Origin of the sequence: Klebsiella sp. CN_Kp097 (assembly GCF_040064495.1) — a bacterium.
GTDB lineage: Bacteria > Pseudomonadota > Gammaproteobacteria > Enterobacterales > Enterobacteriaceae > Klebsiella > Klebsiella aerogenes.
In genome coordinates this window covers 1-25,435 of sequence record NZ_JBEAIL010000025.1, presented here as the reverse complement: position 1 = coordinate 25,435, position 25,435 = coordinate 1, and the positions used below count along the sequence as shown (strand labels likewise).

General features: G+C 54.8%; 23 protein-coding genes. 12 read left to right on the top strand and 11 right to left on the bottom strand.

Translation table 11 applies throughout. The annotated features are described in order from the left end of the window. The first annotated feature begins 71 nt into the window (after positions 1-71). The 3 genes from panB to panD all read left to right on the top strand — a co-directional run bounded on the left by panB (position 72) and on the right by panD (position 2,190). Positions 72-863 (top strand): 3-methyl-2-oxobutanoate hydroxymethyltransferase, encoded by a 792-nt coding sequence (panB, locus tag ABLV07_RS20085; protein WP_348853794.1) that lies wholly within the window; start codon positions 72-74, stop codon positions 861-863. An 11-nt stretch (positions 864-874) separates the two neighbouring features. Continuing rightward, positions 875-1,729: a pantoate--beta-alanine ligase gene (gene panC, locus ABLV07_RS20080; RefSeq protein ID WP_234262308.1), complete on the top strand. Its 855-nt coding sequence runs from the start codon at positions 875-877 to the stop codon at positions 1,727-1,729. Between the two features lie 80 nt (positions 1,730-1,809). Continuing rightward, positions 1,810-2,190, top strand: coding sequence for an aspartate 1-decarboxylase (gene panD, locus ABLV07_RS20075; protein WP_015368200.1), 381 nt, complete (start codon positions 1,810-1,812; stop codon positions 2,188-2,190). Between the two features lie 34 nt (positions 2,191-2,224). On the opposite strand, the gene ABLV07_RS20070 is transcribed toward panD, so the two are convergent. From ABLV07_RS20070 to ABLV07_RS20055, 4 genes are all read right to left on the bottom strand, one after another. Further along, positions 2,225-3,478: a polysaccharide deacetylase family protein gene (locus tag ABLV07_RS20070; protein WP_015368201.1), complete on the bottom strand. Its 1,254-nt coding sequence runs from the start codon at positions 3,476-3,478 to the stop codon at positions 2,225-2,227. 56 nt (positions 3,479-3,534) lie between these two features. Next, entirely contained in the window at positions 3,535-3,975 is a 441-nt protein-coding gene (locus ABLV07_RS20065) for a PTS sugar transporter subunit IIA (RefSeq protein WP_015368202.1), read from the bottom strand. 123 nt (positions 3,976-4,098) lie between these two features. Beyond that, complete coding sequence (locus ABLV07_RS20060; RefSeq protein ID WP_015368203.1) at positions 4,099-4,869, bottom strand: ABC transporter permease; 771 nt, start codon at positions 4,867-4,869, stop codon at positions 4,099-4,101. Beyond that, a complete protein-coding gene (locus ABLV07_RS20055) occupies positions 4,866-5,792 on the bottom strand; it encodes an ABC transporter ATP-binding protein (RefSeq protein WP_015368204.1) in 927 nt (308 codons plus the stop codon). Before ABLV07_RS20055 ends, ABLV07_RS20060 begins: the two co-directional genes overlap by 4 nt. A 230-nt stretch (positions 5,793-6,022) precedes the next feature. On the opposite strand from ABLV07_RS20055, the gene can reads away from it, so the two are divergent. Continuing rightward, the gene (gene can, locus ABLV07_RS20050) at positions 6,023-6,685 is read left to right on the top strand and encodes a carbonate dehydratase (RefSeq protein ID WP_015368205.1); all 663 of its coding nucleotides are present in this window, start codon (positions 6,023-6,025) and stop codon (positions 6,683-6,685) included. 57 nt (positions 6,686-6,742) lie between these two features. Here can and hpt read toward each other — a convergent pair whose 3' ends face one another. Next, positions 6,743-7,279 carry a hypoxanthine phosphoribosyltransferase gene (gene hpt / locus ABLV07_RS20045; protein ID WP_015368206.1) on the bottom strand — a complete coding sequence of 179 codons (537 nt, stop codon included), beginning with the start codon at positions 7,277-7,279 and terminating at the stop codon, positions 6,743-6,745. Between the two features lie 202 nt (positions 7,280-7,481). Between hpt and ABLV07_RS20040 the strand changes: the two genes are divergently transcribed. Continuing rightward, positions 7,482-9,872 carry a glucose/quinate/shikimate family membrane-bound PQQ-dependent dehydrogenase gene (locus ABLV07_RS20040; protein ID WP_015704425.1) on the top strand — a complete coding sequence of 797 codons (2,391 nt, stop codon included), beginning with the start codon at positions 7,482-7,484 and terminating at the stop codon, positions 9,870-9,872. Between the two features lie 78 nt (positions 9,873-9,950). Here ABLV07_RS20040 and cueO read toward each other — a convergent pair whose 3' ends face one another. Continuing rightward, complete coding sequence (gene cueO, locus ABLV07_RS20035; RefSeq protein ID WP_348853795.1) at positions 9,951-11,546, bottom strand: multicopper oxidase CueO; 1,596 nt, start codon at positions 11,544-11,546, stop codon at positions 9,951-9,953. A 145-nt stretch (positions 11,547-11,691) separates the two neighbouring features. Here cueO and ABLV07_RS20030 point away from each other — a divergent pair, with 145 nt between their 5' ends. From ABLV07_RS20030 to speD, 5 genes are all read left to right on the top strand, one after another. Beyond that, positions 11,692-12,039, top strand: a complete 348-nt coding sequence (locus ABLV07_RS20030) for a YacC family pilotin-like protein (protein WP_015704423.1) — start codon at positions 11,692-11,694, stop codon at positions 12,037-12,039. Positions 12,040-12,303: 264 nt separating this feature from the next. Next, entirely contained in the window at positions 12,304-12,717 is a 414-nt protein-coding gene (locus ABLV07_RS20025) for a hypothetical protein (RefSeq protein WP_348853796.1), read from the top strand. Between the two features lie 8 nt (positions 12,718-12,725). After that, complete coding sequence (locus ABLV07_RS20020) at positions 12,726-14,006, top strand: FKBP-type peptidyl-prolyl cis-trans isomerase N-terminal domain-containing protein (RefSeq protein ID WP_348853797.1); 1,281 nt, start codon at positions 12,726-12,728, stop codon at positions 14,004-14,006. 121 nt (positions 14,007-14,127) lie between these two features. Next, a complete protein-coding gene (speE, locus tag ABLV07_RS20015) occupies positions 14,128-14,988 on the top strand; it encodes a polyamine aminopropyltransferase (RefSeq protein WP_015704420.1) in 861 nt (286 codons plus the stop codon). A gap of 24 nt (positions 14,989-15,012) precedes the next feature. Continuing rightward, a complete protein-coding gene (gene speD, locus ABLV07_RS20010; RefSeq protein WP_015368213.1) occupies positions 15,013-15,807 on the top strand; it encodes an adenosylmethionine decarboxylase in 795 nt (264 codons plus the stop codon). A gap of 74 nt (positions 15,808-15,881) precedes the next feature. Here the strand turns inward: speD and yacL are convergent, their stop codons facing one another. Both yacL and acnB read right to left on the bottom strand, forming a co-directional pair. Continuing rightward, positions 15,882-16,244: a protein YacL gene (gene yacL / locus ABLV07_RS20005; RefSeq protein ID WP_015368214.1), complete on the bottom strand. Its 363-nt coding sequence runs from the start codon at positions 16,242-16,244 to the stop codon at positions 15,882-15,884. A gap of 186 nt (positions 16,245-16,430) precedes the next feature. Next, positions 16,431-19,028 (bottom strand): bifunctional aconitate hydratase 2/2-methylisocitrate dehydratase, encoded by a 2,598-nt coding sequence (gene acnB, locus ABLV07_RS20000; RefSeq protein ID WP_072201386.1) that lies wholly within the window; start codon positions 19,026-19,028, stop codon positions 16,431-16,433. A gap of 355 nt (positions 19,029-19,383) precedes the next feature. Here acnB and ABLV07_RS19995 point away from each other — a divergent pair, with 355 nt between their 5' ends. Further along, on the top strand, positions 19,384-21,033 hold the full coding sequence (locus ABLV07_RS19995) for a DUF3300 domain-containing protein (protein WP_100279186.1): 1,650 nt from the start codon (positions 19,384-19,386) through the stop codon (positions 21,031-21,033). A 10-nt stretch (positions 21,034-21,043) separates the two neighbouring features. After that, positions 21,044-21,850, top strand: coding sequence for a DUF2950 family protein (locus ABLV07_RS19990; protein ID WP_101705634.1), 807 nt, complete (start codon positions 21,044-21,046; stop codon positions 21,848-21,850). Positions 21,851-21,894: 44 nt separating this feature from the next. Here the strand turns inward: ABLV07_RS19990 and ABLV07_RS19985 are convergent, their stop codons facing one another. The 3 genes from ABLV07_RS19985 to aceF all read right to left on the bottom strand — a co-directional run. Then, complete coding sequence (locus ABLV07_RS19985; protein WP_015368219.1) at positions 21,895-22,179, bottom strand: hypothetical protein; 285 nt, start codon at positions 22,177-22,179, stop codon at positions 21,895-21,897. Between the two features lie 164 nt (positions 22,180-22,343). After that, entirely contained in the window at positions 22,344-23,768 is a 1,425-nt protein-coding gene (gene lpdA / locus ABLV07_RS19980; RefSeq protein ID WP_015368220.1) for a dihydrolipoyl dehydrogenase, read from the bottom strand. A 206-nt stretch (positions 23,769-23,974) separates the two neighbouring features. Next, positions 23,975-25,435, bottom strand: a 1,461-nt coding sequence (aceF, locus tag ABLV07_RS19975) for a pyruvate dehydrogenase complex dihydrolipoyllysine-residue acetyltransferase (protein ID WP_348861489.1), incomplete at its 5' end; no start/stop codon positions are given.

The following is a 25,435-nucleotide window of genomic DNA, read 5'->3' as shown; positions in this document are numbered from 1 at the left end:
CAAAATCATTGCCCCCCTGAATGCTGCTGTTAGAATGCCGGTTAATATGACTTTCATCATCAGGAAACGTTATGAAACCGACCACCATTGCCCTGCTGCAGAAATGCAAACAGGAGAAAAAGCGCTTCGCCACTATCACCGCCTACGACTACAGTTTCGCTAAGCTTTTTGCCGACGAAGGCATTAACGTCCTGCTGGTGGGCGATTCGCTGGGGATGACGGTACAGGGACACGATTCCACGCTGCCGGTGACCGTTGACGATATCGCTTACCATACCCGTGCTGTGCGCCGCGGCGCGCCGAACAGCCTGCTGCTCGCCGACCTGCCGTTCATGGCCTACGCCACGCCGGAGCAAACCTTCGAAAATGCCGCCGTCGTGATGCGTGCCGGCGCCAATATGGTCAAACTTGAAGGCGGCGCCTGGCTGGCTGATACCGTCAGGATGCTGGCGGAGCGCGCGGTACCGGTTTGCGGCCACCTCGGCCTGACGCCGCAGTCGGTCAACGTGTTCGGCGGCTATAAAGTTCAGGGCCGCGGCGATGCGGCGCAGGCGCTGTTTGATGACGCGTTAGCGCTGGAAGCGGCCGGCGCGCTGCTGCTGGTGCTGGAGTGCGTGCCGGTAGAGCTGGCAAAACGCATCACCGAAGCGCTGACGATCCCGGTTATCGGCATCGGCGCAGGTAACGTGACCGACGGGCAAATTCTGGTAATGCATGACGCTTTCGGGATCACCGGCGGCCACATTCCTAAATTCGCCAAGAATTTCCTCGCAGAAGCGGGCGACATCCGCGCCGCGGTACGGCAGTATATTGCCGAAGTCGAATCCGGGGCCTATCCGGGCGAAGAACATAGTTTCCATTAAGGAGTCTTGTTGTGCTGATAATTGAAACCCTGCCGCTGCTGCGCCAGCATATCCGTCGTTTACGCCAGGAAGGCAAGCGCATTGCGCTGGTTCCCACCATGGGCAACCTGCACGATGGCCATATGAAGCTGGTCGATGAAGCCAAAGCCTGCGCGGATGTCGTGGTGGTCAGTATCTTCGTGAATCCGATGCAATTTGACCGCCCGGACGATCTGGCGCGCTATCCGCGCACCCTGCAGGAGGATTGCGAAAAGCTGAACAAGCGCAAGGTCGACTTTGTCTTTGCTCCGGCGCCGGCGGAAATTTATCCGCAGGGTACTGAAGGACAGACTTTCGTTGACGTTCCTGGCCTGTCGACCATGCTGGAAGGCGCCAGCCGCCCTGGCCACTTCCGCGGCGTCTCGACCATTGTCAGCAAACTGTTCAACCTGGTGCAGCCGGATGTCGCCTGCTTCGGCGAGAAAGATTTCCAGCAGCTGGCGCTGATCCGCAAAATGGTCGCCGATATGGGCTACGACATTGAGATCGTCGGCGTGCCGATCATCCGCGCTAAAGACGGCCTGGCGCTGAGCTCGCGTAACGGTTATCTGACTGCCGAGCAGCGTAAAATCGCCCCCGGTCTGTACAAAGTGCTGAGTACGGTAGCGGGCAAACTTGCCACAGGCGAGCGTAACCTTGAGGAAATCATTGCCATCGCCGAGCAGGAGCTCAATGAATCAGGTTTTCGTGCCGACGATATCCAGATCCGCGATGCCGACACTCTGCTGGAGCTAACGGAAGCCAGCAAACGCGCGGTGATCCTGATGGCGGCATGGCTGGGCCAGGCGCGCCTGATTGATAACAAAATCGTCGAGCTGGGCCAGTAGCCTGGAATGAAAAATCGGGTTATTTTCTCAAAGCGGATGCCGTGTCCGCTTTGCTACATAAAGGTTGGAAGGTAGAAGTTATGATGCGTAATATGCTGCAGGGCAAGCTCCATCGCGTTAAAGTCACGCAGGCTGACCTGCATTACGAAGGTTCCTGCGCCATTGACCAGGATTTCCTCGAAGCGGCCGGTATTCTGGAAAATGAAGCCATTCATCTGTGGAACGTGACCAACGGTAACCGTTTCTCAACTTATGCGATCGCCGCCGAGCGTGGTTCGAAGATTATCTCCGTCAACGGCGCTGCGGCGCACTGCGCAAGCGTCGGCGATATCCTCATTATCGCCAGCTTCGTGACCATGTCTGACGAAGAAGCCCGCACCTGGCAGCCGAAAGTCGCCTATTTCGAAGGCGATAACGAAATGAAGCGCCAGGCGAAAGCTATTCCGGTGCAGGTCGCCTGATTCTTACGGCGCTGCGCTCAGCCGCAGCGCCGGTTTACCCTTGCGGCTGATTGCTGATAAGCCGCGACATCGTCTCCAGCGAATCGGTACGTAAGATATACAACCGCTTCAGCAGGAACGGATTATCCCCCGGTTTCACCTTCCCTCTCACCGTCGTTACCGCCAGATGAAAACCGGCATCGTTCGCCGCCTTGACCGCCGTGGCGTTATAGCCGCCGAACGGATACGAAAGATACAGCACGTGCGGATTAAACTGACTCAGCGCCCGCCGGGAACGCTCGAAATCAAAGAGAATGTTGTGATAATTCCGGCTGAGCAATATCGGGTGACGGGCGGCATCGACCCGGTGCAGAAAATGGGTATGCGACTGCACATCAAACACGTCCTGAATCTGCCTGAGCTCAGAGATACTCATAAACTGCAGCGATTTCGGATCCCACTTTTGCGGATGACGTTTGATCCGCGACGAGATAATAAACGCCGTCGCGTGGAAGCCGTACTGCTTGAGGATCGGATAAGCGTAGCGATTCACCGACTTGAGGCCATCATCAAAGGTAATCACCACCGAGCGTGCAGGCAGATTCACCTTGTTACGCAGATACCCTTCCAGTTGATACATCGTCAGGGTGGTATAACCCTGGTCACGCAACCAGGTCATCTGGTTACTGAAAGCGCGCACCGAAGTGGTGGTGGAGGTATGGCGAAAACGGCTATTTTCTTCATCACGCAGAATATGGTGATAAGTCAGTAGCGGAATGCCGTTATCCTCCTGCGCATCCAGACTACTCACCCACGCCAGCCGGTTGCCGATACGAATCTGATACCAGGTCTGATTAAGGCGATCTTTCAGCTTGCTGATAATGGGATAGCGCAGGTTATTCGCTAATGTACCAAACGGCGGGCTGCCCACTGATGGCGCATCGTATACCGGCGTATCTTTCCAGGTCAGCAGGTTCTGGTTGCTCAATGGCTGGCGTAAATCGCCCAGGCTATCCTCAACCCGTTTTGCGCCCTGCACCGCCCCCAGATGTCCTTTATCAATAAAACCGGTACCGAAGCCGAAATTGAATTCATAATAGTCTGCCGTGGTCGGCACCACGGCAAGGATCTGCCCGGCGCGAACGTTGCCGACGCTCACCACATGGTTGCCGACCTGCGCCCAGATATCGGCATCTTCCGTGACTTGCATATAGCGTGCGGGAACGCCCTGCTGGCTGAGCAGACTGGCGGAAACGCTGGCAGATGCCAGAAAAAGGAACAATGTAATGACTCGGGCAAACATGCGCATCGAACCGGTAAACCTGAATGCCGCCATTGTAACAAAAGCGGCATCAATGCTAATGCCTAATTTCCGAACGTATCATGCAGGAGACGAAAAGGCGGGTTCTTTTGCTGCTGATGCCACAGGCTGCTCACCGTGGGGCCTCCGGCGCTAACGATAGCATTACGGAAGGCGTCACTGCTGAGGGTATAGCGCTGTAAATACATTTCCTCCAGCAATGGATAGCGAATGCCGGAAATGACTTCACAGTGGGTATGTTTGTGACTCATCAGCGCAGCGGCGCGATACGGCGCGGCGCCGGTTTTATCGGTGAGAAAAATCACCCCATCGCCGCAGTCGGTGGCATGCAGCGCGTCGCACATCATGCGGCTCAGCATATTGACGCTCAGATTACGCCAGTAATTCACCGCCCGGCATTGCGCCAGCGGGCCAAACTTTTTCTCCAGACGATCCAGCATCTCCTGCGCCAGCTCATCATGACAGGTAATTACCCAACCTAACATCGCCTACCTCCTTAGCAGGCAAACAATTTAGCAGGGCAAGCGTTGAGATGGGGTGATGGGTATCAAAAATTACCGCTTAGCGCCCCGCCACAGTGAAATTAGCGGGGGCGCTAACAGAGAGGATTAGCTACGCAGGCCGCGCCCGCGCTGGATCAGATACCAGCACAGAATATAGAAGGCCACGATAAACACCACCAGTACGCCAAAGGTGGTCGCCAGCGGGACGTCATGAATGCCGAGGAAGCCAAAACGGAAGCCGCTAATCATGTAGACGATCGGGTTGAGATGCGACAGCGCCTGCCAGAACGGCGGCAACAGCGTCAGCGAATAGAACACCCCGCCAAGATAGGTCAGCGGCGTCAGCACGAAAGTCGGGATCAGGCTGATGTCGTCGAAGGTTTTCGCAAATACCGCATTGAGCAGGCCCGCCAGCGAGAACAGGATTGCCGTCAAAATCAGCGTCAGGGCGACGAACAGCCAGGAATGAACCTGGAACGGGACGAAGAACAGCGAGATAGCCGTAACCAGAATCCCGACGCACAGCCCGCGCGCCACCCCGCCGCCGACGTAACCGGCGATCACCACGTGGGTTGGCACCGGCGCCACCAGCAGTTCCTCAATGTTGCGCTGAAACTTGGCGCTGAAGAACGACGAGGCGACGTTGGCGTAGGCATTGGTGATCACCGCCATCATAATCAGCCCCGGCACGATAAACTGCATGTAGGTAAAACCGTGCATCTCGCCGATCCGTGAGCCGATCAGATTGCCAAAGATGACGAAATAGAGGGTCATAGTGATCACCGGCGGCACCAGCGTCTGGACCCAGATACGCATAAACCGGTGGATCTCTTTGGTCCAGATGCTTTTCAGCGCGACCCAGTAAAGCTGCATCATGCTGATTCTCCTTTTTTGTCGTGCACCAGCGTGACAAACAGCTCTTCCAGACGGTTGGCCTTGTTACGCATACTTAATACCTGCACGCCCTGGGCGCTTAGCTGGGCGAAAACGCTGTTAATCCCCTGCTCGCGCAGGACTTCAACTTCCAGCGTCGAGGTATCAACCAGCCGGTATTGATATCCATCGAGGGTCGGCAGCGGGCTTTTCGGCGCCAGATCGAGGATAAAGGTTTCCGATTTCAGCTTTGCCAGCAGCGCCTTCATTGAGGTGTTTTCCACCAACTCGCCGCTCTGGATAATGCCGATATTGCGGCACAACATTTCCGCTTCTTCCAGATAGTGGGTCGTGAGGATAATGGTGGTGCCTTTATCGTTGAGATCTTTGAGGAACCCCCACATCGAGCGACGTAGTTCGATATCAACGCCAGCGGTGGGTTCATCAAGAATGAGCAGCTTCGGCTCATGCATCAGCGCGCGGGCAATCATCAGGCGGCGCTTCATCCCACCGGAGAGCATACGCGCGCGTTCATTGCGCTTTTCCCACAGATCGAGCTGTTTCAGATACTTTTCGCTACGCAAGATCGCTTCTTTACGCTCAACGCCGTAGTAACCCGCCTGGTTAACCACGATTTGCTGTACGGTTTCGAACGGGTTGAAGTTGAACTCCTGCGGCACCAGCCCGAGCTGGCGTTTGGCGTTCACCACATCTTTTTCCAGGTCGTAACCAAATACATTAACCTGACCGGAGGTTTTATTGACCAGCGAACTAATGATGCCGATAGTCGTGGATTTCCCCGCGCCGTTCGGGCCCAGCAGCGCATAAAAGTCGCCGGCTTCAACCTGCAGGTCAATGCCTTTCAGCGCCTGAACCCCGCCGGGATAGGTTTTCTTGAGCTGTTTTAATTCCAGAGCAATGGTCATTAAATATCTCTTCTCGTGTCTTCACATCTAATTTACCCAAATAATTCATGTTGCAGGAAGGCGGCAAATGAGCGAATCCCCAGGAGCTTACATAAGTAAGTGACTGGGGTGAACGAGTGCAGCCAACGCACCTGCAGCATGAAGTATGACGGGTAAAGATTGTTTTCAAAAAGGTGAGCTTACCCTATATTAGCGCAACGCACTTACTTGGTTACAGGCCGTAAACGTCCATGAATGATATAGATACACTCATCAGCAATAATGCACTATGGTCAAAAATGCTGGTGGAAGAGGACCCCGGCTTCTTTGCGAAATTGTCGCAGGCGCAGAAACCGCGTTTTCTGTGGATTGGCTGTTCCGATAGCCGCGTCCCCGCAGAGCGCTTAACCGGCCTGGAACCCGGTGAGTTGTTCGTGCACCGTAACGTTGCCAATCTGGTGATCCACACCGACCTGAACTGTCTGTCGGTAGTGCAATACGCCGTTGACGTGCTGGAAGTCGAACACATTATTATCTGCGGCCACTACGGCTGCGGCGGTGTACAAGCGGCGGTCGAAAACCCGGAATTGGGGCTTATTGATAACTGGCTGCTACACATTCGCGATATCTGGTTTAAACACAGTTCGCTGCTCGGTGAAATGCCGGAAGAGCGGCGTCTGGATACACTTTGCGAACTGAACGTGATGGAGCAGGTATACAACCTGGGACACTCGACGATCATGCAGTCGGCGTGGAAACGTGGACAAAAAGTGACGATCCACGGTTGGGCTTATGGTATTCACGACGGACTACTGCGCGATCTTGATGTCACCGCCGTCAGCCGGGAAACCCTCGAGCAGCGCTATCGCCACGGGATTTCCAATCTCAAGAGCAAGCACGCCAACCATAAATAGCCGCCGCCCTCACCGCCCCGGATAAAGCGCTCGCCTTATCCGGGACCGCAACAATAATTACTCGTCCAGCAGGATCACTTTGCCGACGTACGGCAGATGACGATAGCGCTGAGCGTAGTCGATACCGTAGCCCACCACGAACTCATCCGGAATCGCAAAACCGACAAACTCCACCGGGACGTTCACTTCACGACGGCTTGGTTTATCCAGCAGCGTACAGATAGCCAGCGATTTCGGCTCGCGCAGGCTGAGGATTTCGCGCACTTTAGACAGGGTGTTGCCGGAATCGATGATGTCTTCGACGATCAATACGTCTTTACCGCGAATATCTTCATCCAGGTCTTTAAGGATTTTGACATCGCGGGTGGTGGACATGCCGCTGCCATAGCTGGAGGCGGTCATAAAGTCGACTTCATGCGGCACCTGAACCTCACGGCACAGGTCAGCCATAAACATAAATGAACCGCGCAGCAGACCCACCAGCACCATTTCACTGCCGCTGTCTTTGTAGCGTTCATTAATTTGACGACCCAGTTCGGCGATACGCGCTTTGATCTCGGCTTCCGGGATCATCACTTCTACAGTATGTTTCATTAAACTAACCATTTGATTCTTAGGATAAATCTTCAAAGCCGTTGCTTTCACATCGACGTTGACCGGCAAGCGATACAGTATACCAGCAAAACGAAATCTTCGGTGCAGTGAATAATAAAGCCATATTTGTGATTCCGATCACAGTTGTTAAATCCTATAATTAATTGCAGTTAAAAAATTAACAACTGAAGAGTGTCTTTCTATGGCAGAAACAAAATCTCAACAATCACGGCTACTTGTCACGCTGACGGCGCTGTTTGCCGCCTTCTGTGGCCTGTATCTGTTAATCGGTGGGGTATGGCTGGCCGCTATCGGCGGTTCCTGGTACTACCCTATCGCAGGCCTGGTGATGCTGGCCGTCACCGTTATGCTGTTCCGCGGCAAGCGCGCTGCGCTGTGGCTGTACGCCGCCCTGCTGCTGGCAACCATGATTTGGGGGGTATGGGAAGTCGGTTTCGACTTCTGGGCGCTGACGCCGCGTAGCGACATCCTGGTCTTCTTCGGCATCTGGCTGATTCTGCCATTTGTCTGGCGCCGTCTGCCGGTCCCTTCCGCCGGTGCCGTTGGCGGTCTGGTTATCGCCCTGCTGATTAGCGGCGGGATCCTGACCTGGGCCGGTTTCAACGACCCGCAGGAAGTGAACGGTACGCTGAGCGCTGACGCGACGCCGGCCGCGCCGATTTCTACCGTCGCCGATAGCGACTGGCCGGCCTATGGTCGCAACCAGGAAGGCCAGCGTTATTCACCGCTGAAGCAAATTAATACCGATAACGTGAAGAACCTGAAGGAAGCCTGGGTATTCCGCACCGGCGACCTGAAGCAGCCGAACGATCCGGGTGAAATCACTAACGAAGTGACGCCGATTAAAGTTGGCGACATGCTGTATCTGTGTACCGCGCACCAGCGTCTGTTCGCGCTTGACGCGGCCACCGGTAAAGAGAAGTGGCATTTTGACCCGCAGCTGAACGCCGATCCGTCGTTCCAGCACGTGACCTGCCGTGGCGTTTCCTATCATGAAGCCAAAGCAGATAACGCGCCTGCCGACGTCGTCGCCGACTGCCCGCGCCGTATTATTCTGCCGGTCAACGATGGCCGTCTGTTCGCGGTGAACGCCGACAACGGTAAGCTGTGCGAAACCTTTGCCAACAAAGGCATTCTCAACCTGCAAACCAATATGCCGGTAACCACGCCGGGTATGTATGAACCGACGTCGCCGCCGATTATCACCGATAAGACTATCGTCATTGCCGGCGCGGTAACCGATAACTTCTCAACCCGCGAGCCATCAGGCGTAATCCGCGGCTTTGATGTGAATACCGGTAAACTGCTGTGGGCCTTCGACCCGGGTGCGAAAGACCCTAATGCGATCCCGAGCGATGAGCATCACTTCACACTCAATTCACCTAACTCCTGGGCGCCTGCCGCCTATGACGCGAAGCTGGATTTAGTCTATCTGCCGATGGGCGTTACCACGCCGGATATCTGGGGCGGCAATCGCACGCCGGAACAGGAACGTTACGCCAGCTCTATCGTAGCGCTGAACGCAACCACCGGGAAACTGGCATGGAGCTACCAAACCGTACACCACGATCTGTGGGATATGGATATGCCGTCGCAGCCGACGCTGGCCGACATTGATGTGAACGGTAAAACCGTACCGGTGATTTACGCTCCGGCCAAAACCGGCAACATCTTCGTGCTGGATCGCCGTAATGGCGAGCTGGTGGTCCCGGCGCCGGAAAAACCGGTTCCGCAAGGTGCGGCGAAAGGCGATTATGTTGCTAAAACCCAGCCGTTCTCCGAGCTGAGCTTCCGTCCGAAGAAAGACCTGACCGGCGCAGATATGTGGGGCGCCACCATGTTTGACCAACTGGTGTGCCGCGTTATCTTCCATCAGATGCGCTATGAAGGTATCTTCACTCCGCCGTCTGAACAGGGCACGCTGGTCTTCCCGGGGAACCTGGGGATGTTTGAATGGGGCGGTATCTCCGTCGATCCAAACCGTCAGGTGGCTATCGCCAACCCGATGGCGCTGCCGTTCGTCTCTAAACTGATCCCACGCGGCCCGGGCAACCCGATGGAACCGCCAAAAGACGCGAAAGGCTCTGGTACCGAGTCCGGCGTTCAGCCGCAGTATGGCGTCCCGTTCGGCGTCACGCTGAACCCGTTCCTGTCGCCGTTTGGCCTGCCGTGTAAACAACCGGCATGGGGTTATATCTCGGCGCTGGATCTGAAGACCAACGAAGTAGTGTGGAAAAAACGCATCGGTACGCCGCAGGATAGTCTGCCGTTCCCGCTGCCTGTCCCGCTGCCATTCAATATGGGTATGCCGATGCTGGGCGGACCGATCTCAACCGCCGGTAACGTGCTGTTTATCGCCGCCACCGCCGATAACTACCTGCGCGCTTACAACATGAGTAATGGTGAAAAACTGTGGCAGGCGCGTCTGCCTGCAGGTGGCCAGGCGACGCCGATGACCTATGAAGTGAATGGCAAGCAGTACGTTGTCATCTCTGCCGGCGGTCATGGCTCGTTCGGTACTAAAATGGGCGACTACATCGTTGCCTATGCGTTACCGGATGACGCGAAATAAAACGCAAAACGGCAACGAAAGTTGCCGTTTTTTTGTTTGCCCCCTTCCCTATGGGAGAAGGCGGCAGCCCGCACAGTCCTAAACGGTGAACCCCAACATCATCCCGGTGTCTTCATGCTCCAGTAGATGACAGTGTGCCATATAGGCAAACTCCTTGGGCGCCTGATGATCGAACTTCACCAGCACTTCACTCACCCCGCCCTCCACTCTTACCGTATCCTTCCAGCCGCGACGATGCGCCGCTGGCGCCTGGCCATTTTCACTCAGAATGCGGAATTGCGTGCCATGAATATGGAAAGGATGCAGCATCATGTCGCCCTTGCCGGAGATCAGCCAGCGCTCGTACTGCCCCCTAGCCGCAGCGAACATCGGCACATTCATATCAAAGGCTTTACCGTTGATACGGCTGGCGTTATGGAAATCGAATCCCTTATCAGATGAAGCGCCATGTCCCATTCCGCCACCATGGTTCATATTCTTCATCTGACCGTGATTCATATTGCCCATGTCGCCATGATCCATCATCATCCCATGGCTCATACCGGACATCGCCTGGTCGCCATATTTATTCATCAGCGCCTGCATTCCCATCATATCGAGCATCGGATCCATCGACAGCTGTAGCGTGCGCTGCGTCAGCCCCTCCAGTGACGGCAGCGCGGGCATCGCCGCCAAAGTATCGGGTAGCTTACCGGATGCCGGGATCAATAGCGGCTGTATACGGAGCACCGGCTGCGGCTTATCAAATGGCGCAATCGCCATCCCCATCTGGCTCACCGGCAGCGTCAGGAGATCAAATGCCTTTCCGTCGCGGGTATCAATCAATACCTCAAAGCGCTCGCCCATCAGTACCGGCAGTTCGCTCACTTTGACCGGTTCCGCCAACAGGCCGCCGTCGCTTGCTACTACATACATTGGGCGGCGATCGCTGGTAGCGAAATTCAGCGAGCGGGCATTACAACCATTAAGCAGACGCAGGCGCAGCCAACCGCGCGGTGGAGCGTGTTCGGGATACAGCGCGCCGTTAGTCAACAGGGTATCGCCAAACCAGCCAACGGCGGCGCTCATGATATCGAGCTGATAATCTATTTCTCCATTGGCATTGAATCTTTTGTCCTGCACGATCACCGGAATATCATCAATTCCCCACTGCTTCGGCAACAGTAATTGCCCGCTCTCGACATCTTCAATCAGCACCAAACCCGCCAGCCCCATCGCGACCTGACGGCCGGTTTTACCATGCTGATGGGGATGGAACCAGCAGGTCGCCGCTCGCTGCGTCGGCGTAAAACTCACCGTCCTTGAGGCTCCTGCGGCGATGACGCCCTGCGGGCCGCCATCGACTTCGCCAGGCACTTCCAGCCCATGCCAGTGGACCGTGGTCTCCTCCGCCAGGCGGTTATGAATATCTACCGTCACCGCTTCACCTTGCTTCAGCTTCAACGCAGGCCCGAGGAGGTTGCCGTTATAACCCCAAGTCGTCGCAAGATGCGGGCCAAACTGCGTCTTTCCGGCTTGAATCGTCAGCGTAATGCGATTGCGCGCGTCGGCGGTCAATAAATCCGGGACCGGCAAAGCCGGACGGCCAGCAGCGAATACCGAACGGCTCCAGAGCGGTAAGGCGCTGACCGCGCCAAGCGCGGCGCTTAATTTGATAAACTCACGACGTTGCATTTTCACATCCTTTTATTCTGCTGGTGAATATTTAAGCTTAAACCCTCCCGCAACGGGAAGGTCAAGCAGAAGCTTGTGAATAAAGCTCTGCGTGGTGTAAAGAAGTATGCTAACTTTGATTGTCCGTGTTTCAATGGTAGAAAAAATGAAGACGTTTTTCAGAACAATGCTGTTTGGCAGCCTGCTCGCCCTCTCCGCCAATAGCTATGCATTAAGTGAATCCGAAGCGGAAGATATGGCTGATTTAACGGCGGTATTTGTATTCCTGAAAAACGATTGCGGCTATCAAAATTTGCCAAATACGCAAATTCGCCGCGCGTTGGTCTTTTTTGCCCAGCAAAACCAATGGGACCTCAGCAACTACGACAGCTTTAATATGAAAGCATTAGGTGAGGATAGCTATCGCGATCTCAGCGGTATCAAAATCCCAACAGCCAAAAAATGCAAAGCTCTGGCCCGAGACTCCCTCAGCCTGCTGGCCTATGTAAAGTAAGCCTATCTGCAGCCGCGGCGATGCGGCTGCATCTGTGTAATCACGCCTCCCCCTCTCCACCAGCATTGACGAAATATGAATTCATTAACCGGCATTTATATTTGACGCCCCCTGATACTATTTAGTTTTATTAATTAACCGTTAGCTTAATTTATCAGTAAAAATCACATTCAAGAGCAAACAATTCAACTTGTCATTTATTGCAAAGGCCATCAAGAAAATTAAAATCGCCAGTAACCTCTCTTATTGCAATGGAATGACATTTTGAATATCTCACCTTTTTTTCGCTTACTTCCGTTCGCGTTTATCATGCTAGTTGGCTGCCAGGCACATCGTCAGGCTAACACACCCATAACGCCACCAATCGCCATCGCCACCGATGCGCAACAGAATGAAAAGCTGCGGCTGGCCGCTGAACAGGAGCGGCTTAATGCCTGTCGCCAGGCTTTAGATTCGTTAAAAGAGGTTAATCCGAAAGAAGCCTCAAGACTGGGTAGTGAATTCACCGCGCTGATCGGTGCGGCGTCGCAATATAATTCAGTGCGTACGAAAGTCGCCGATTCCACCCGTCAGGGCATCGATTCCATGTATCAATTTAAATCCATCAAGCTTTGCGCCGATATTGAAAAGTCGCTGATCGATAGTCTGGTCATGCGCGGCGATAATGCGGTGAAGTGACAGGCGCTATGATAATTCGCCTTAATATAATGACGCTGGCCTTCCTTTTGCTGGCGTCCCTTTTTATTGGTCATGCGCAAGCGGATGACGGTGCGCCTGCGTTTCTCAACTATGTCCAGCAGCAGGAGAAAAAAGAGAAGAAAGAAATACCTCCGGCGCCGGAGGCCAGTAAACCCGTCAGGGCCCGCGACAACAACATGGCAGCGCTGCAAAAAAAACTGGCCGCGCAAAAAAGTCTCATTGCCGACAAAGATAAGACCATCCGCCAGCTGCAGGCACAGCTAAAATCACCATCTCCCGCCGTCACGCCAGCGCCGGTAGATAATTCAGCGTTGAATAAAACCATCGCACAGCTTCAGGGCCGGATAACCGCGCTGGACACGGAAAACAAGCGGCTTGTTCAGCAAGCCCGCACCTTCCAGCAGGAAAAAGCCGAGTGCGCAGATAATCTCAAACGCTCTGCCGCCGCTCTGCAGGCGCAAACGGTAAAGCTCAACGCGCTGGAGACAGACAAGCAGGCCCTGAGCGATAAGCTGGCTGCGGCAATGGCGGAGAAGCAGAAGCTGAGCGCCGAACTCGCCGCAGTAAAAACCACCACCGCGGCAACCAAATCACCCGCGCTAAACCTCAGTAATGCCCCACAGCAGCAGGCATACTCCGTCGGTGTATCAATAGGGCAAGATGCGCTTAAAACGCTGTCCAGTCAGGCAGCGAAAGGGTTAAATCTGCAACAGGAGACCGTTATTAAGGGCATTAACGATGTTTTTGCCGGTAAGCTGGCGCTGGATGAACAAGCGCGCAATAAGGCGCTTTTCGACGTGTCGCAGAGGTTATACAAAAACATTGATAAAATTGAGCAGCAAACCCTCCGCGAAGGTAAAAAGTATCAGCAGCAATTTGCCGCGCAGAAAGGCGTTCTACTCAAAGGCGGGATCTATAGCCGCATTGACTACCCCGGCAAAGGTGAAATTGATGATAACGATATCGTCACCGTCGTTATCAAAGAAAGCTTGATCGACGGTACCGTGATAAACGATATGGAAGCCGAAGATAAGGTCTGGTCACAGGCGCTAAGTCAGTATCCCGTGACCTTCCGTGAACCGCTTAAACGCCTGAATAACCATGGCGCCATCACTATCGTGGTTCCATCGGAGCGCGCCTACGGCAGCAAAGGGATCCCTGGAAAAATTCCGCCGGGCGCGACGATGGTGTATACCGTCCGAATTGTTGACGTCAGGCCCAACAGCGATCAACAACCCAAAACACCTGCGCCGAAAACCTCACGCTAGCGAGAGTTCAGCCAAACAGTAGAAGGTTCACTATTCGCCATATCAATCTCTATCTATAGTTGGCTATGATGGGGTGCCCGCTTTGTGGGCACCACAGAAGTTAACAAAGGAGGAGTAAGCCATGGCCGAGAGTAATCAGTGGCATGAGACGCTGCACGACCATTTTGGTCAATATTTTACCGTTGATAACGTGCTGTACCATGAGAAGACCGATCATCAGGATTTAATCATCTTCGAAAATGCGGCATTTGGCCGCGTGATGGCGCTTGATGGCGTGGTGCAAACCACCGAGCGCGATGAGTTTATTTACCATGAAATGATGACCCACGTTCCGCTGCTGGCCCATGGTCACGCAAAGCACGTGCTGATCATCGGCGGCGGCGATGGCGCGATGCTGCGTGAAGTCTCCCGCCACCAACATATCGAAACCATTACCATGGTGGAAATCGACGCCGGAGTGGTATCGTTCTGCCGCCAGTACCTTCCAAACCATAACGCCGGCGCCTATGACGACCCGCGCTTTACGCTGGTGATTGATGACGGCGTGAACTTCGTCAACCAAACGTCACAAACTTTTGATGTCATTATCTCCGACTGTACTGACCCGATCGGCCCCGGTGAGAGCCTGTTTACCTCGGCGTTTTATGCTGGCTGTAAACGTTGCCTGAACCCCGGCGGAATTTTCGTTGCCCAGAACGGCGTAAGCTTCCTGCAGCAGGATGAAGCGGTAGGCAGCCATCGCAAACTCAGCCACTATTTCACCGATGTCAGCTTCTACCAGGCGGCGATCCCGACCTACTATGGCGGTATCATGACCTTTGCCTGGGCGACCGATAATGAAGCCCTGCGTCATTTGTCGACGGAAATTATTCAGGCCCGCTTCCATAGCGCCGGGCTGCAATGCCGTTATTACAACCCGGCAATTCATACCGCGGCTTTCGCGCTACCGCAATACCTGCTGGATGCGCTGACCGCCAGCTAACCTGAAACGAGGAGGTGAACCAAATTGAAAAAGCTTAAGCTGCACGGCTTCAACAACCTGACTAAAAGCCTGAGTTTTTGTATTTACGATATCTGCTACGCTAAAACCGCCGAAGAGCGCGATGGCTATATCGCCTATATCGATGAACTCTATAATGCCAACCGCCTGACGGAAATCCTCTCCGAGACCTGTTCAATCATTGGCGCCAACATACTCAACATCGCACGCCAGGATTATGAACCGCAGGGCGCAAGCGTCACCATTTTGGTTAGCGAAGAGCCTATCGATCCGCAGCTTATCGATCAGAGCGAGCATCCGGGCCCGCTGCCTGAGACCGTGGTCGCACATCTCGATAAAAGCCACATCTGCGTGCATACCTATCCGGAAAGCCATCCGGAAGGCGGTCTGTGCACCTTCCGCGCCGATATTGAAGTCTCCACCTGTGGAGTGATTTCACCGCTGAAAGCGTTGAACTACCTGATTCACCAGCTGGAATCCGATATCGTAACCATTGATTATCGCGTGCGTGGTTTCACCCGTGATATCAACGGCATGAAGCATTTTATCGATCATGAAATCAACTCTATTCAGAACTTCATGTCAGAAGATATGAAGTCGCTCTATGACATGGTGGACGTGAACGTCTATCAGGAAAATATGTTCCATACCAAAATGATGCTGAAAGAGTTCGATCTGAAACACTACATGTTCCACACCAAACCGGAAGAGTTAAGCGAACAAGAGCGCAAGGTGATTACCGACCTGCTGTGGAAAGAGATGCGGGAAATTTATTACGCCCGCAATATCCCTGCGGTGTAATGACTGAAATGCCCGGCGGCGCTTTTGCTTGCCGGGCCTACGGGGTTCCGCGCCGCCCGGCACCGAACGAATGATTAACGCTGCTGCATAAATTCACGGTATGCGGCAACCACCTGCAGGAAATCCTCCACGCCGCAAAGAGAGAGGCTCTCTTCGTCGTAGTAATTCATCCCCTCTTCCATTTCATCGCCGGAAAATTCCAGTTGGTTGGCGCGGATCATCACTTCTTCGCCATCCAGCCACAACGTATATTCATGGCCGGCCCGCTGCCAGGAACGTTCACTGCCTTTCACGGTGCGCGCTGCCTGTTCCACTTCATCCAGAAGGGCCAGGTTATCTTTCACCTCTTCGTTGAACCAGTGACCAATCGCCTCGTGGTCCATCGACATTCGCACCTTTACCACACCGGTAATATCGCGCAGAAATTCGTAATCCATAATCTTTTCCTCTGCAAGGGCAATGCGTCACCGCTGCACTGTACCCATAACCTAATTATCGCAGCAGACAGGAAGAAAAAAAGCGCAACGGGTGGGAGGTTTAAAAATAAAAATGCCCGCTGATGCAATGTTCAGCGGGCATTGGAGAGTTTGTAGCCAAACGGTCAGCCGGGCTGACCGAACGGATTACACGGCGGTCTGGAAGATCACGCCGTCAGCTTTTTCAGTGTACTGATCCAGCTGGTTAAAGTTCAGGTAGCGATAGGTATCTTCCGCCGTCTTATCAACCTGAGCGACGAAGGTCTGATACTCTTCCGGCGTCGGCAGTTTGCCCAGCAGAGAAGCGACCGCCGCCAGTTCGGCAGAGGCCAGATAGACGTTGGCGCCGGTACCTAAACGGTTCGGGAAGTTACGGGTAGAGGTCGACACGACCGTCGCGCCGTCAGCCACGCGCGCCTGGTTGCCCATACACAGGGAACAGCCAGGGATTTCGATACGCGCGCCGCTCTTACCAAACACGCTGTAGTAGCCTTCTTCAGTCAACTGCGCGGCATCCATACGGGTTGGCGGCGCCACCCACAGGCGAGTCGGCAGTTGGCCTTTGTGGCTGTCCAGCAGTTTACCGGCAGCACGGAAGTGGCCAATGTTGGTCATGCAGGAACCGATAAACACTTCGTCGATCTTCTCGCCCTGCACGTCTGACAGCAGACGCGCATCGTCCGGATCGTTCGGCGCGCACAGGATTGGCTCTTTGATATCCGCCAGATCGATGTCGATCACTGCCGCGTATTCCGCATCAGCGTCGGCTTCCAGCAGTTGCGGATCCGCCAGCCATTTTTCCATGCCCTGGATACGGCGCTCCAGCGTACGACGATCGCCGTAACCTTCCGCGATCATCCACTTCAGCAGGACGATGTTGGAGTTCAGATACTCGACGATCGGCTCTTTGTTCAGCTTGATGGTACAACCAGCAGCAGAACGCTCGGCAGAAGCATCGGTCAGTTCAAATGCCTGCTCGACTTTCAGATCCGGCAGACCTTCGATTTCAAGGATGCGGCCAGAGAAGATGTTTTTCTTCCCTTTCTTCTCAACGGTCAGCAGGCCTTGCTTGATAGCATACAGCGGGATGGCGTGAACCAGGTCGCGCAGGGTAATGCCCGGCTGCATTTTACCTTTGAAGCGCACCAGTACTGATTCCGGCATATCCAGCGGCATCACGCCGGTCGCGGCGGCGAAGGCCACCAGACCTGAGCCCGCCGGGAAGGAGATACCAATCGGGAAACGGGTATGGGAGTCGCCGCCGGTACCTACGGTATCAGGCAGCAGCATACGGTTCAGCCAGGAGTGGATAACGCCATCGCCCGGACGCAGTGAAACACCGCCGCGGTTCATGATGAAGTCCGGCAGAGTGTGGTGCGTGGTGACGTCAACCGGCTTCGGATAGGCTGCGGTGTGACAGAAGGACTGCATCACCAGGTCAGCGGAGAAGCCCAGGCACGCCAGGTCTTTCAGCTCATCGCGGGTCATTGGACCGGTGGTGTCCTGAGAACCGACGGAGGTCATTTTCGGCTCGCAATAAGCGCCCGGACGGATACCGGCAACGCCGCAGGCGCGGCCAACCATTTTCTGCGCCAGAGAGAAGCCGCGGTTGCTTTCCGCCACATCTTTCGCATGACGGAAGACGTCGCTGTGCGGCAGACCCAGCGCTTCGCGCGCTTTGGTCGTCAGGCCGCGACCGATGATCAGCGGAATACGGCCACCGGCGCGCACTTCGTCGATCAGTACATCGGTTTTCAGTTCGAAGCTTGCCAACAGCTCGTTGGTTTCGTGGTTACGCACTTCGCCTTTGAACGGGTAAACGTCAATGACGTCGCCCATGTTCAGGTTGCTCACGTCCACTTCAATAGGCAGCGCTCCCGCATCTTCCATGGTATTGAAGAAGATAGGCGCAATTTTGCCGCCCAGGCACAGGCCGCCGCCGCGCTTGTTCGGTACGTTCGGGATATCGTCGCCCATGAACCACAGCACCGAGTTGGTGGCGGATTTACGCGAAGAACCGGTACCGACAACGTCGCCAACGTAGGCCAGCGGGAAGCCTTTCTGCTGCAGCGCTTCAATTTGTTTAATCGGACCGACTGCGCCCGGCTGATCCGGCTCAATACCTTCACGCGCGTTTTTCAGCATCGCCAGAGCGTGCAGTGGGATATCCGGACGGGACCAGGCATCAGGTGCCGGAGACAAGTCATCGGTATTGGTTTCGCCGGTAACTTTGAAGACGGTAACGGTAATTTTTTCCGCCAGTTGCGGACGGTTCAGGAACCACTCGGCGTCAGCCCAGGATTGCATAACCTGTTTAGCATATTCATTACCCGCTTTGGCTTTCTCTTCTACGTCATAGAAGTTATCGAACATCAGCAGGGTATGGGACAGCGCTTTCGCCGCAATCGGCGCCAGTTTGGCATCGTCCAGCGCTTCAATCAGGGGATGAATATTGTAACCGCCCTGCATGGTGCCCAGCAGTTCAACGGCTTTTTCAGGGGTAACCAGTGGGGAGGTCGCTTCGCCTTTGGCGATAGCGGCAAGGAATCCGGCTTTAACATAGGCGGCTTCATCGACGCCCGGCGGTACACGGTTGGTAAGCAGATCTAACAGGAATTCATCTTCACCCGCTGGCGGGTTTTTCAGCAGTTCTACCAGCGCGGCCATTTGGGTTGCGTCTAAGGGTTTGGCAACAATCCCCATGGCGGCACGCTCAGCTACGTGCTTACGGTATTCTTCTAGCACGACGGTTCTCCTCGCTCTCATTGTAAAATGCGGTAGGCGATTTTCTTCACGCTCCTGTGAGACAGCAGTTTGTAGGGTAAATGCCCGATACCGCGAGGGCAGCATAGCAGGATTTTTGAAGGGTGTTAATCTGTTTACAAAAAAGCAACATTAAAATTTAGCTGAATCGTTAAGGGCAGGATATTGCAGGCTTTCTGTGCGAATGCTGGTAGATAAATTTATTTCTGTTACAGATTTAATGTCAGGATCCCAACAAAAATCAAAAAAAACAATATCGTCTTCATATACTCCCGTAACGTACCGTTTTCGCCGATACTTGAGCGAGATGGGTAACATTTCTGTGTCAGGAGCTTCCATGTCACTACCGTTCAAACCCCATATTATCGCCCTGCTCTGCAGCGCCGGCTTACTCGCGGCGGCGGGAACGCTATATGTTAAAAGTCGTACCCCAGAGACTATCGCTGAAGCGCCGGTGACGGCGCAGCCTGTGCCAACGTCAGCACCAGCGACTGCGCCAGCGCAACCTGTCGCCGCCACCTATACCCAGGCGCAAATCGACCAATGGGTCGCGCCAATCGCGCTCTACCCGGACAGTTTACTCTCGCAGGTACTGATGGCCTCCACCTATCCGGACAACGTCATGCAGGCGGTGCAGTGGTCGCAGGATAACCCGTCGATGAAAGGCGACGCTGCCGTGCAGGCCGTTGCCAACCAGCCGTGGGATCCGAGCGTTAAATCCCTCGTCGCTTTTCCCGCCCTGCTGGCAATGATGGGCGAAAACCCGCCGTGGGTAGAAAACCTTGGCGATGCATTTTTAGCCCAGCCGCACGACGTGATGGATTCCGTACAGCGCCTGCGCGCTATTGCCCAACAAACCGGAACATTAAAATCCACACCGCAACAAAAGGTGACCGTCACGGCCGCCGCGCCGGCCTCTTCGAGGTCATCGAATAGCAGCACGGTATCAACCTCAACAACCTCAACAACCTCAACGCCATCGCCAGCGCCTTCGCAGATCATCAAAATTGAACCGACCAATCCGCAGGTGGTATACGTTCCAAGCTATAACCCTTCGACCGTCTACGGCAGTTGGCCGAATAGCGCCTATCCCCCGGTCTATCTGCCGCCGCCTCCTGGAGAGCAGTTCACCGATAGCTTCGTCAAAGGTTTTGGTTACAGCCTTGGCGTCGCCACCACCTGGGCGCTCTTCAGCAGCATCGACTGGGATGATGACGATGATTACCATCATCATGATGACGATTACCATCACGGCGGTTACCAGCACAATGGCGATAACATCAATATTAATGTGAATAATTTCAACCGCATTACCGGGCAGAATCTGCCGGGTAACCATGTTAACTGGCAGCACAACCCCGCCTATCGCGGCAACGTGCCTTATCCGAATAATAATGTCGCCCAGCGCTATCATCAGACCAATGTGCCCGGCGGACTCAGCGCAACCCAGCATGCGCCGGTCGATCGCAATGCTCAACGGCAAGCGGCGATGACGCAGCTCCAGCATCCCAACGCCCCTGCCGCCAGCGCAGGCAAACTGGCGGCCACTAGCGCCTCGCGCGATGCGCAGCGTCAGGCAGCCTCTCAACAATTGAAGCAGGCCACCCAGCGCAGCAGCTACCGTGGCTACGACAGCACGCCGACGCCTGCCAAACAGCAGCGTCGCGAAGCGGCGAAAACGCAGCTGCAACACCCAACGCCACAGCAGCAACAGCATCGCGAGGCCGTGAAGAGCCACGTGCAGAATCCAACGCCTCAGCAACAACAGCGCCGTCAGCAGATTCACTCCGCGACGCCGGCCCAACGTCAGCAAGCGGTGAGCACGGTACGCGCCAATGCCTTAAGCGGCAACGAAAGTCGCTCCCCCTCCTGGCAATCACAGCAGGCGCGCGGGCTGCAAAGCCGTAATATTTCCGGCTTGAGCAGCGAACAGCGCGGCGCCGCCAGAGAGCGTCTTTCCGAACATCATGAATTGCGTCGTCGCTGAGGATGAGCAGATGAGAAAACCATTACAGATCGCCCTATTAACGCTAATGCTGTCGCCGCTTGCCGCCTTCGCCCAGCAACCGTTCCCCACGCCGGAGAAAGCCGCAAGCGCGCTGGCCGATGCGCTCAATCATCGTGATAAAGCCGCGCTCAATAATCTGCTCGGCGATAACTGGCAGCAGTTTTTACCCACCGATGGTATTGATCCCAATGCCGTCGACCGCTTTCAGCGCGACTGGCAGGTGAAACACGTCATTGTCCAGCAGGGTAATAGCGCCTGGCTTGATGTCGGTAGTGAAGCGTGGCGGTTGCCGATTCCCATTGTCAAAGATGAACAGGGCTGGCGTTTTGATATGGCGGCCGGAGAAGATGAAATTCTCACACGCGCCATCGGCCGCAATGAACTGTCGGCTATTGCCGCCATGCACGCCTACGTTGATGCCCAGCAGGATTACTATCAAATGAATCATCGCTGGGCGCAAAAAATCATCAGCAGCGAAGGCAAAAAAGATGGCCTGTACTGGCCAACCTCGCCGGGCGAAACGCCCAGCCCGCTGGGGCCGGCCTTTAGCCCGACGGAGCCCGGCGCCGGTTATCATGGCTACCGCTTCCGCATTATCGCCGATAACGATAACCAAGGCGTCGCCTTACTGGCCTGGCCGGTGGAATGGGGAGAAACCGGGGTGATGAGCTTCATGATCGATCAGAATGATCAAGTCTGGCAGGCGAACCTGGGCGAAGAGAGCGCGACGAAAGCGCAGGCAATTACGCATTTTGCCCCCGATTCAGCAGCGGGATGGCAGCCGGTCAATCAATAAAAAAATGCCCGGTTGCGCGATAGCAACCGGGCACTCTCTTATGCTTAGCCCTGGTGCGGCATCAGCTCCGGATAACCGGCAAAAGCAGGTTTCTGACTGGTCAGCGCCGCTTCATCCGAGCTGATGCTCCCGGAATTTGCCGCCCACACCCCTTCATTCGTCTTCGTCACCAATTGATGCTGCGCATTCAGATCCTGGCCCATCGCCGCAATATGGGTACTTTCGGTACCGCCGCTGTTCGCCGCCCATGGAATGGTTACATCAGCCGCGCAGGCCATACCGGATACGAACATCGTGGCTAACAGCGCCGTGGTCAATAAGCGTTTCATCTCACACCTCAGATACATAATTAACTACCTATTAGTTTACTGGGTGACTATTTTCAAAGTATGTATGAGGTGTAGCGGTTTGTGAACAGGGACATAGTTCTAAACATTAGCGATAAAAAAAGCGGCTCTTAGAGCCGCTTATGCATTTTAGCTGAAAGAAAAAGTTACTTTTTCTTCGCTTTCGCGTTTGGCAGGTCGGTAATGCTACCTTCGAAGACTTCTGCCGCCAGGCCAACGGACTCATGCAGAGTCGGGTGAGCGTGGATAGTCAGCGCGATGTCTTCAGCGTCGCAGCCCATTTCGATAGCCAGACCGATTTCACCCAGCAGCTCGCCGCCGTTGGTGCCGACAATCGCGCCGCCGATAACACGGTGGGTCTCTTTGTCGAAGATCAGTTTGGTCATACCGTCTGCGCAGTCGGAAGCGATAGCACGGCCGGAAGCAGCCCACGGGAAGGTGGCGGTTTCGTAGCTGATGCCTTTCTCTTTCGCTTCTTTCTCAGTCAGGCCAACCCATGCCACTTCTGGCTCGGTGTAGGCGATGGACGGGATCACTTTCGGATCGAAGTAGTGTTTCAGGCCGGAGATAACTTCTGCGGCAACGTGACCTTCGTGTACGCCTTTGTGCGCCAGCATCGGCTGACCGACGATATCGCCGATAGCAAAGATGTGCGGCACGTTGGTGCGCATTTGTTTGTCAACGCGAATGAAGCCGCGATCGTCAACTTCCACGCCGGCTTTGCCTGCGTCGAGGTTTTTACCATTCGGCACGCGGCCGATAGCTACCAGCACCGCGTCGTAACGCTGCGCTTCCGCCGGGGCTTTTTTGCCTTCCATGGAAACGTAAATACCGTCTTCTTTTGCTTCAACGGCAGTCACTTTGGTTTCCAGCATCAGGTTGAATTTCTTGCTGATACGCTTGGTGAAGACTTTAACCACGTCTTTGTCGGCAGCCGGGATAACCTGGTCGAACATTTCAACCACGTCAATCTCTGAACCCAGCGCATGGTATACGGTACCCATTTCCAGACCGATGATACCGCCGCCCATAACCAGCATGCGTTTCGGTACAGATTTCAGTTCCAGAGCGTCGGTGGAATCCCAAACGCGCGGATCTTCATGCGGGATAAACGGCAGTTGAATCGGACGGGAGCCCGCCGCGATGATCGCATTGTCGAAGTTAATCACGGTTTTGCCGTTTTCGCCTTCAACTTCCAGGGTGTTAGCGCCGGTGAATTTACCCAGACCGTTAACCACCTTCACTTTACGACCTTTGGCCATGCCAGCCAGACCACCGGTCAGCTGAGTGATAACTTTTTCTTTCCAGGTGCGGATCTTGTCAATGTCGGTTTTCGGTTCGCCGAAAACGATGCCGTGTTCGGCCAGCGCTTTCGCTTCTTCGATAACTTTAGCAACGTGCAGCAGTGCTTTAGAAGGGATACAACCCACGTTCAGGCAAACACCGCCCAGGGAGCTGTAACGTTCTACGATGACGGTTTCCAGACCTAAATCAGCGCAACGGAAGGCTGCAGAGTAGCCTGCAGGACCTGCCCCAAGTACCACGACCTGAGTTTTGATTTCAGTACTCATCATGACCTCTGTAATTTATATCCGGCGGGTCTGACGCTTTTATTATTACGCCCAAGTCCACCGGGACGTTCTATCCGCGTGTATTTTACAAAATTGTTAACAATTTTTAAACAACAAACGGCAAACGATTTTGTCCTTTGTTGCTGATAATCCTCAACAGCCTGAGGTTATCAGAAAAAAGCCGGCCGTCAGGCCGGCTTTTTCGCTTACATCACCAGGCGGCGAATGTCGCTCAAGGTGTTGTTAATGATGGTAATGAAGCGGGCACCATCAGCACCGTCGATGACGCGGTGGTCGAAGGACAGAGAGATCGGCAGCATCAGACGCGGAACGAACTCTTTACCATTCCATACCGGCTCCATCGCGGACTTAGACACGCCCAGGATGGCCACTTCCGGCGCGTTAACAATCGGCGCGAAGTGGGTAGTACCCAGGCCGCCGATGCTGGAGATGGTGAAGCAACCGCCCTGCATTTCGCCAGCAGTCAGCTTGCCATCGCGCGCTTTCTTCGAGATGGTGGTCAGCTCGCGAGACAGCTCGGTGATGCTCTTCTTGTTCACGTCTTTAAAGACCGGAACCACCAGACCGTTCGGAGTATCAACCGCCACACCGATGTTGATGTATTTCTTCAGCGTCAGGCGCTGACCGTCTTCGGACAGCGAGCTGTTGAAGCGCGGCATCTGCTCAAGCGCAGCGGCAACGGCTTTCATGATGAAGACCACTGGGGTGAATTTCACGTCCAGTTTGCGCTTCTCAGCTTCGGCATTCTGCTGCTTGCGGAACGCTTCCAGATCGGTGATATCGGTTTTGTCGAAGTGCGTAACGTGCGGGATCATCACCCAGTTACGGCTCAGGTTAGCGCCAGAGATTTTCTGGATACGACCCAGTTCCACTTCTTCGATTTCGCCAAACTTGCTGAAGTCAACTTTCGGCCATGGCAGCATGCCCGGCAGACCGCCGCCTGCGGCAGCAGCCGGTGCGGATTCAGCGCGTTTAACCGCTTCTTTCACGTAAGCCTGAACGTCTTCGCGCAGGATACGACCTTTACGGCCGGTCCCTTTCACTTTCGCCAGGTTTACGCCGAACTCGCGCGCCAGGCGGCGAATCAGCGGAGTCGCGTGAACGTAAGCTTCGTTTTCAGCGAATTCGGTTTTACCTTCTGCTTTCGCAGCCGGCGCGGCAGCTTTCTGAGCCGGTGCAGGTGCAGCAGCCGGTGCCGGTGCCGCGGCCTGAGCCGGAGCAGCAGCAGGCGCGGCGCCTTCCACTTCGAAGACCATGATCAGAGAGCCGGTGGATACTTTGTCGCCGGTGCTGATTTTGATCTCTTTAACGGTACCCGCGAACGGCGCCGGAACTTCCATAGAAGCTTTGTCGCCTTCGACGGTGATCAGTGACTGCTCAGCAGCCACTTTATCGCCAACTTTTACCATCACTTCGGTAACTTCAACTTCGTCGCCGCCGATATCCGGTACGTTAACGTCTTTCACGCCAGCCGCTGCAGCTGGTGCCGCGGCAGCCGGAGCGGCAGCCTGTGCCGGAGCGGCTGCAGGCGCAGCGCCCGCCACTTCGAAGATCATGATCAGGGAGCCGGTGGACACTTTGTCGCCGGTGTTGATTTTGATCTCTTTAACGGTACCCGCGAACGGCGCCGGAACTTCCATAGAAGC

What these genes read in the sequence shown, in the direction of transcription:
- yacL (WP_015368214.1), bottom strand. Translation starts at nt 16,244, where the DNA reads ATGGATTACGAATTTCTGCGCGATATTACCGGTGTGGTAAAGGTGCGA.
- ABLV07_RS20060 (WP_015368203.1), bottom strand. Translation starts at nt 4,869, where the DNA reads ATGATGCAGCTTTACTGGGTCGCGCTGAAAAGCATCTGGACCAAAGAG.
- ABLV07_RS20040 (WP_015704425.1), top strand. Translation starts at nt 7,482, where the DNA reads ATGGCAGAAACAAAATCTCAACAATCACGGCTACTTGTCACGCTGACG.
- ABLV07_RS19990 (WP_101705634.1), top strand. Translation starts at nt 21,044, where the DNA reads ATGAGAAAACCATTACAGATCGCCCTATTAACGCTAATGCTGTCGCCG.
- ABLV07_RS20070 (WP_015368201.1), bottom strand. Translation starts at nt 3,478, where the DNA reads ATGCGCATGTTTGCCCGAGTCATTACATTGTTCCTTTTTCTGGCATCT.
- ABLV07_RS20065 (WP_015368202.1), bottom strand. Translation starts at nt 3,975, where the DNA reads ATGTTAGGTTGGGTAATTACCTGTCATGATGAGCTGGCGCAGGAGATG.
- speE (WP_015704420.1), top strand. Translation starts at nt 14,128, where the DNA reads ATGGCCGAGAGTAATCAGTGGCATGAGACGCTGCACGACCATTTTGGT.
- ABLV07_RS20055 (WP_015368204.1), bottom strand. Translation starts at nt 5,792, where the DNA reads ATGACCATTGCTCTGGAATTAAAACAGCTCAAGAAAACCTATCCCGGC.
- lpdA (WP_015368220.1), bottom strand. Translation starts at nt 23,768, where the DNA reads ATGAGTACTGAAATCAAAACTCAGGTCGTGGTACTTGGGGCAGGTCCT.
- ABLV07_RS19995 (WP_100279186.1), top strand. Translation starts at nt 19,384, where the DNA reads ATGTCACTACCGTTCAAACCCCATATTATCGCCCTGCTCTGCAGCGCC.
- panB (WP_348853794.1), top strand. Translation starts at nt 72, where the DNA reads ATGAAACCGACCACCATTGCCCTGCTGCAGAAATGCAAACAGGAGAAA.
- ABLV07_RS20030 (WP_015704423.1), top strand. Translation starts at nt 11,692, where the DNA reads ATGAAGACGTTTTTCAGAACAATGCTGTTTGGCAGCCTGCTCGCCCTC.
- cueO (WP_348853795.1), bottom strand. Translation starts at nt 11,546, where the DNA reads ATGCAACGTCGTGAGTTTATCAAATTAAGCGCCGCGCTTGGCGCGGTC.
- panD (WP_015368200.1), top strand. Translation starts at nt 1,810, where the DNA reads ATGATGCGTAATATGCTGCAGGGCAAGCTCCATCGCGTTAAAGTCACG.
- ABLV07_RS20020 (WP_348853797.1), top strand. Translation starts at nt 12,726, where the DNA reads ATGATAATTCGCCTTAATATAATGACGCTGGCCTTCCTTTTGCTGGCG.
- can (WP_015368205.1), top strand. Translation starts at nt 6,023, where the DNA reads ATGAATGATATAGATACACTCATCAGCAATAATGCACTATGGTCAAAA.
- ABLV07_RS19985 (WP_015368219.1), bottom strand. Translation starts at nt 22,179, where the DNA reads ATGAAACGCTTATTGACCACGGCGCTGTTAGCCACGATGTTCGTATCC.
- hpt (WP_015368206.1), bottom strand. Translation starts at nt 7,279, where the DNA reads ATGAAACATACTGTAGAAGTGATGATCCCGGAAGCCGAGATCAAAGCG.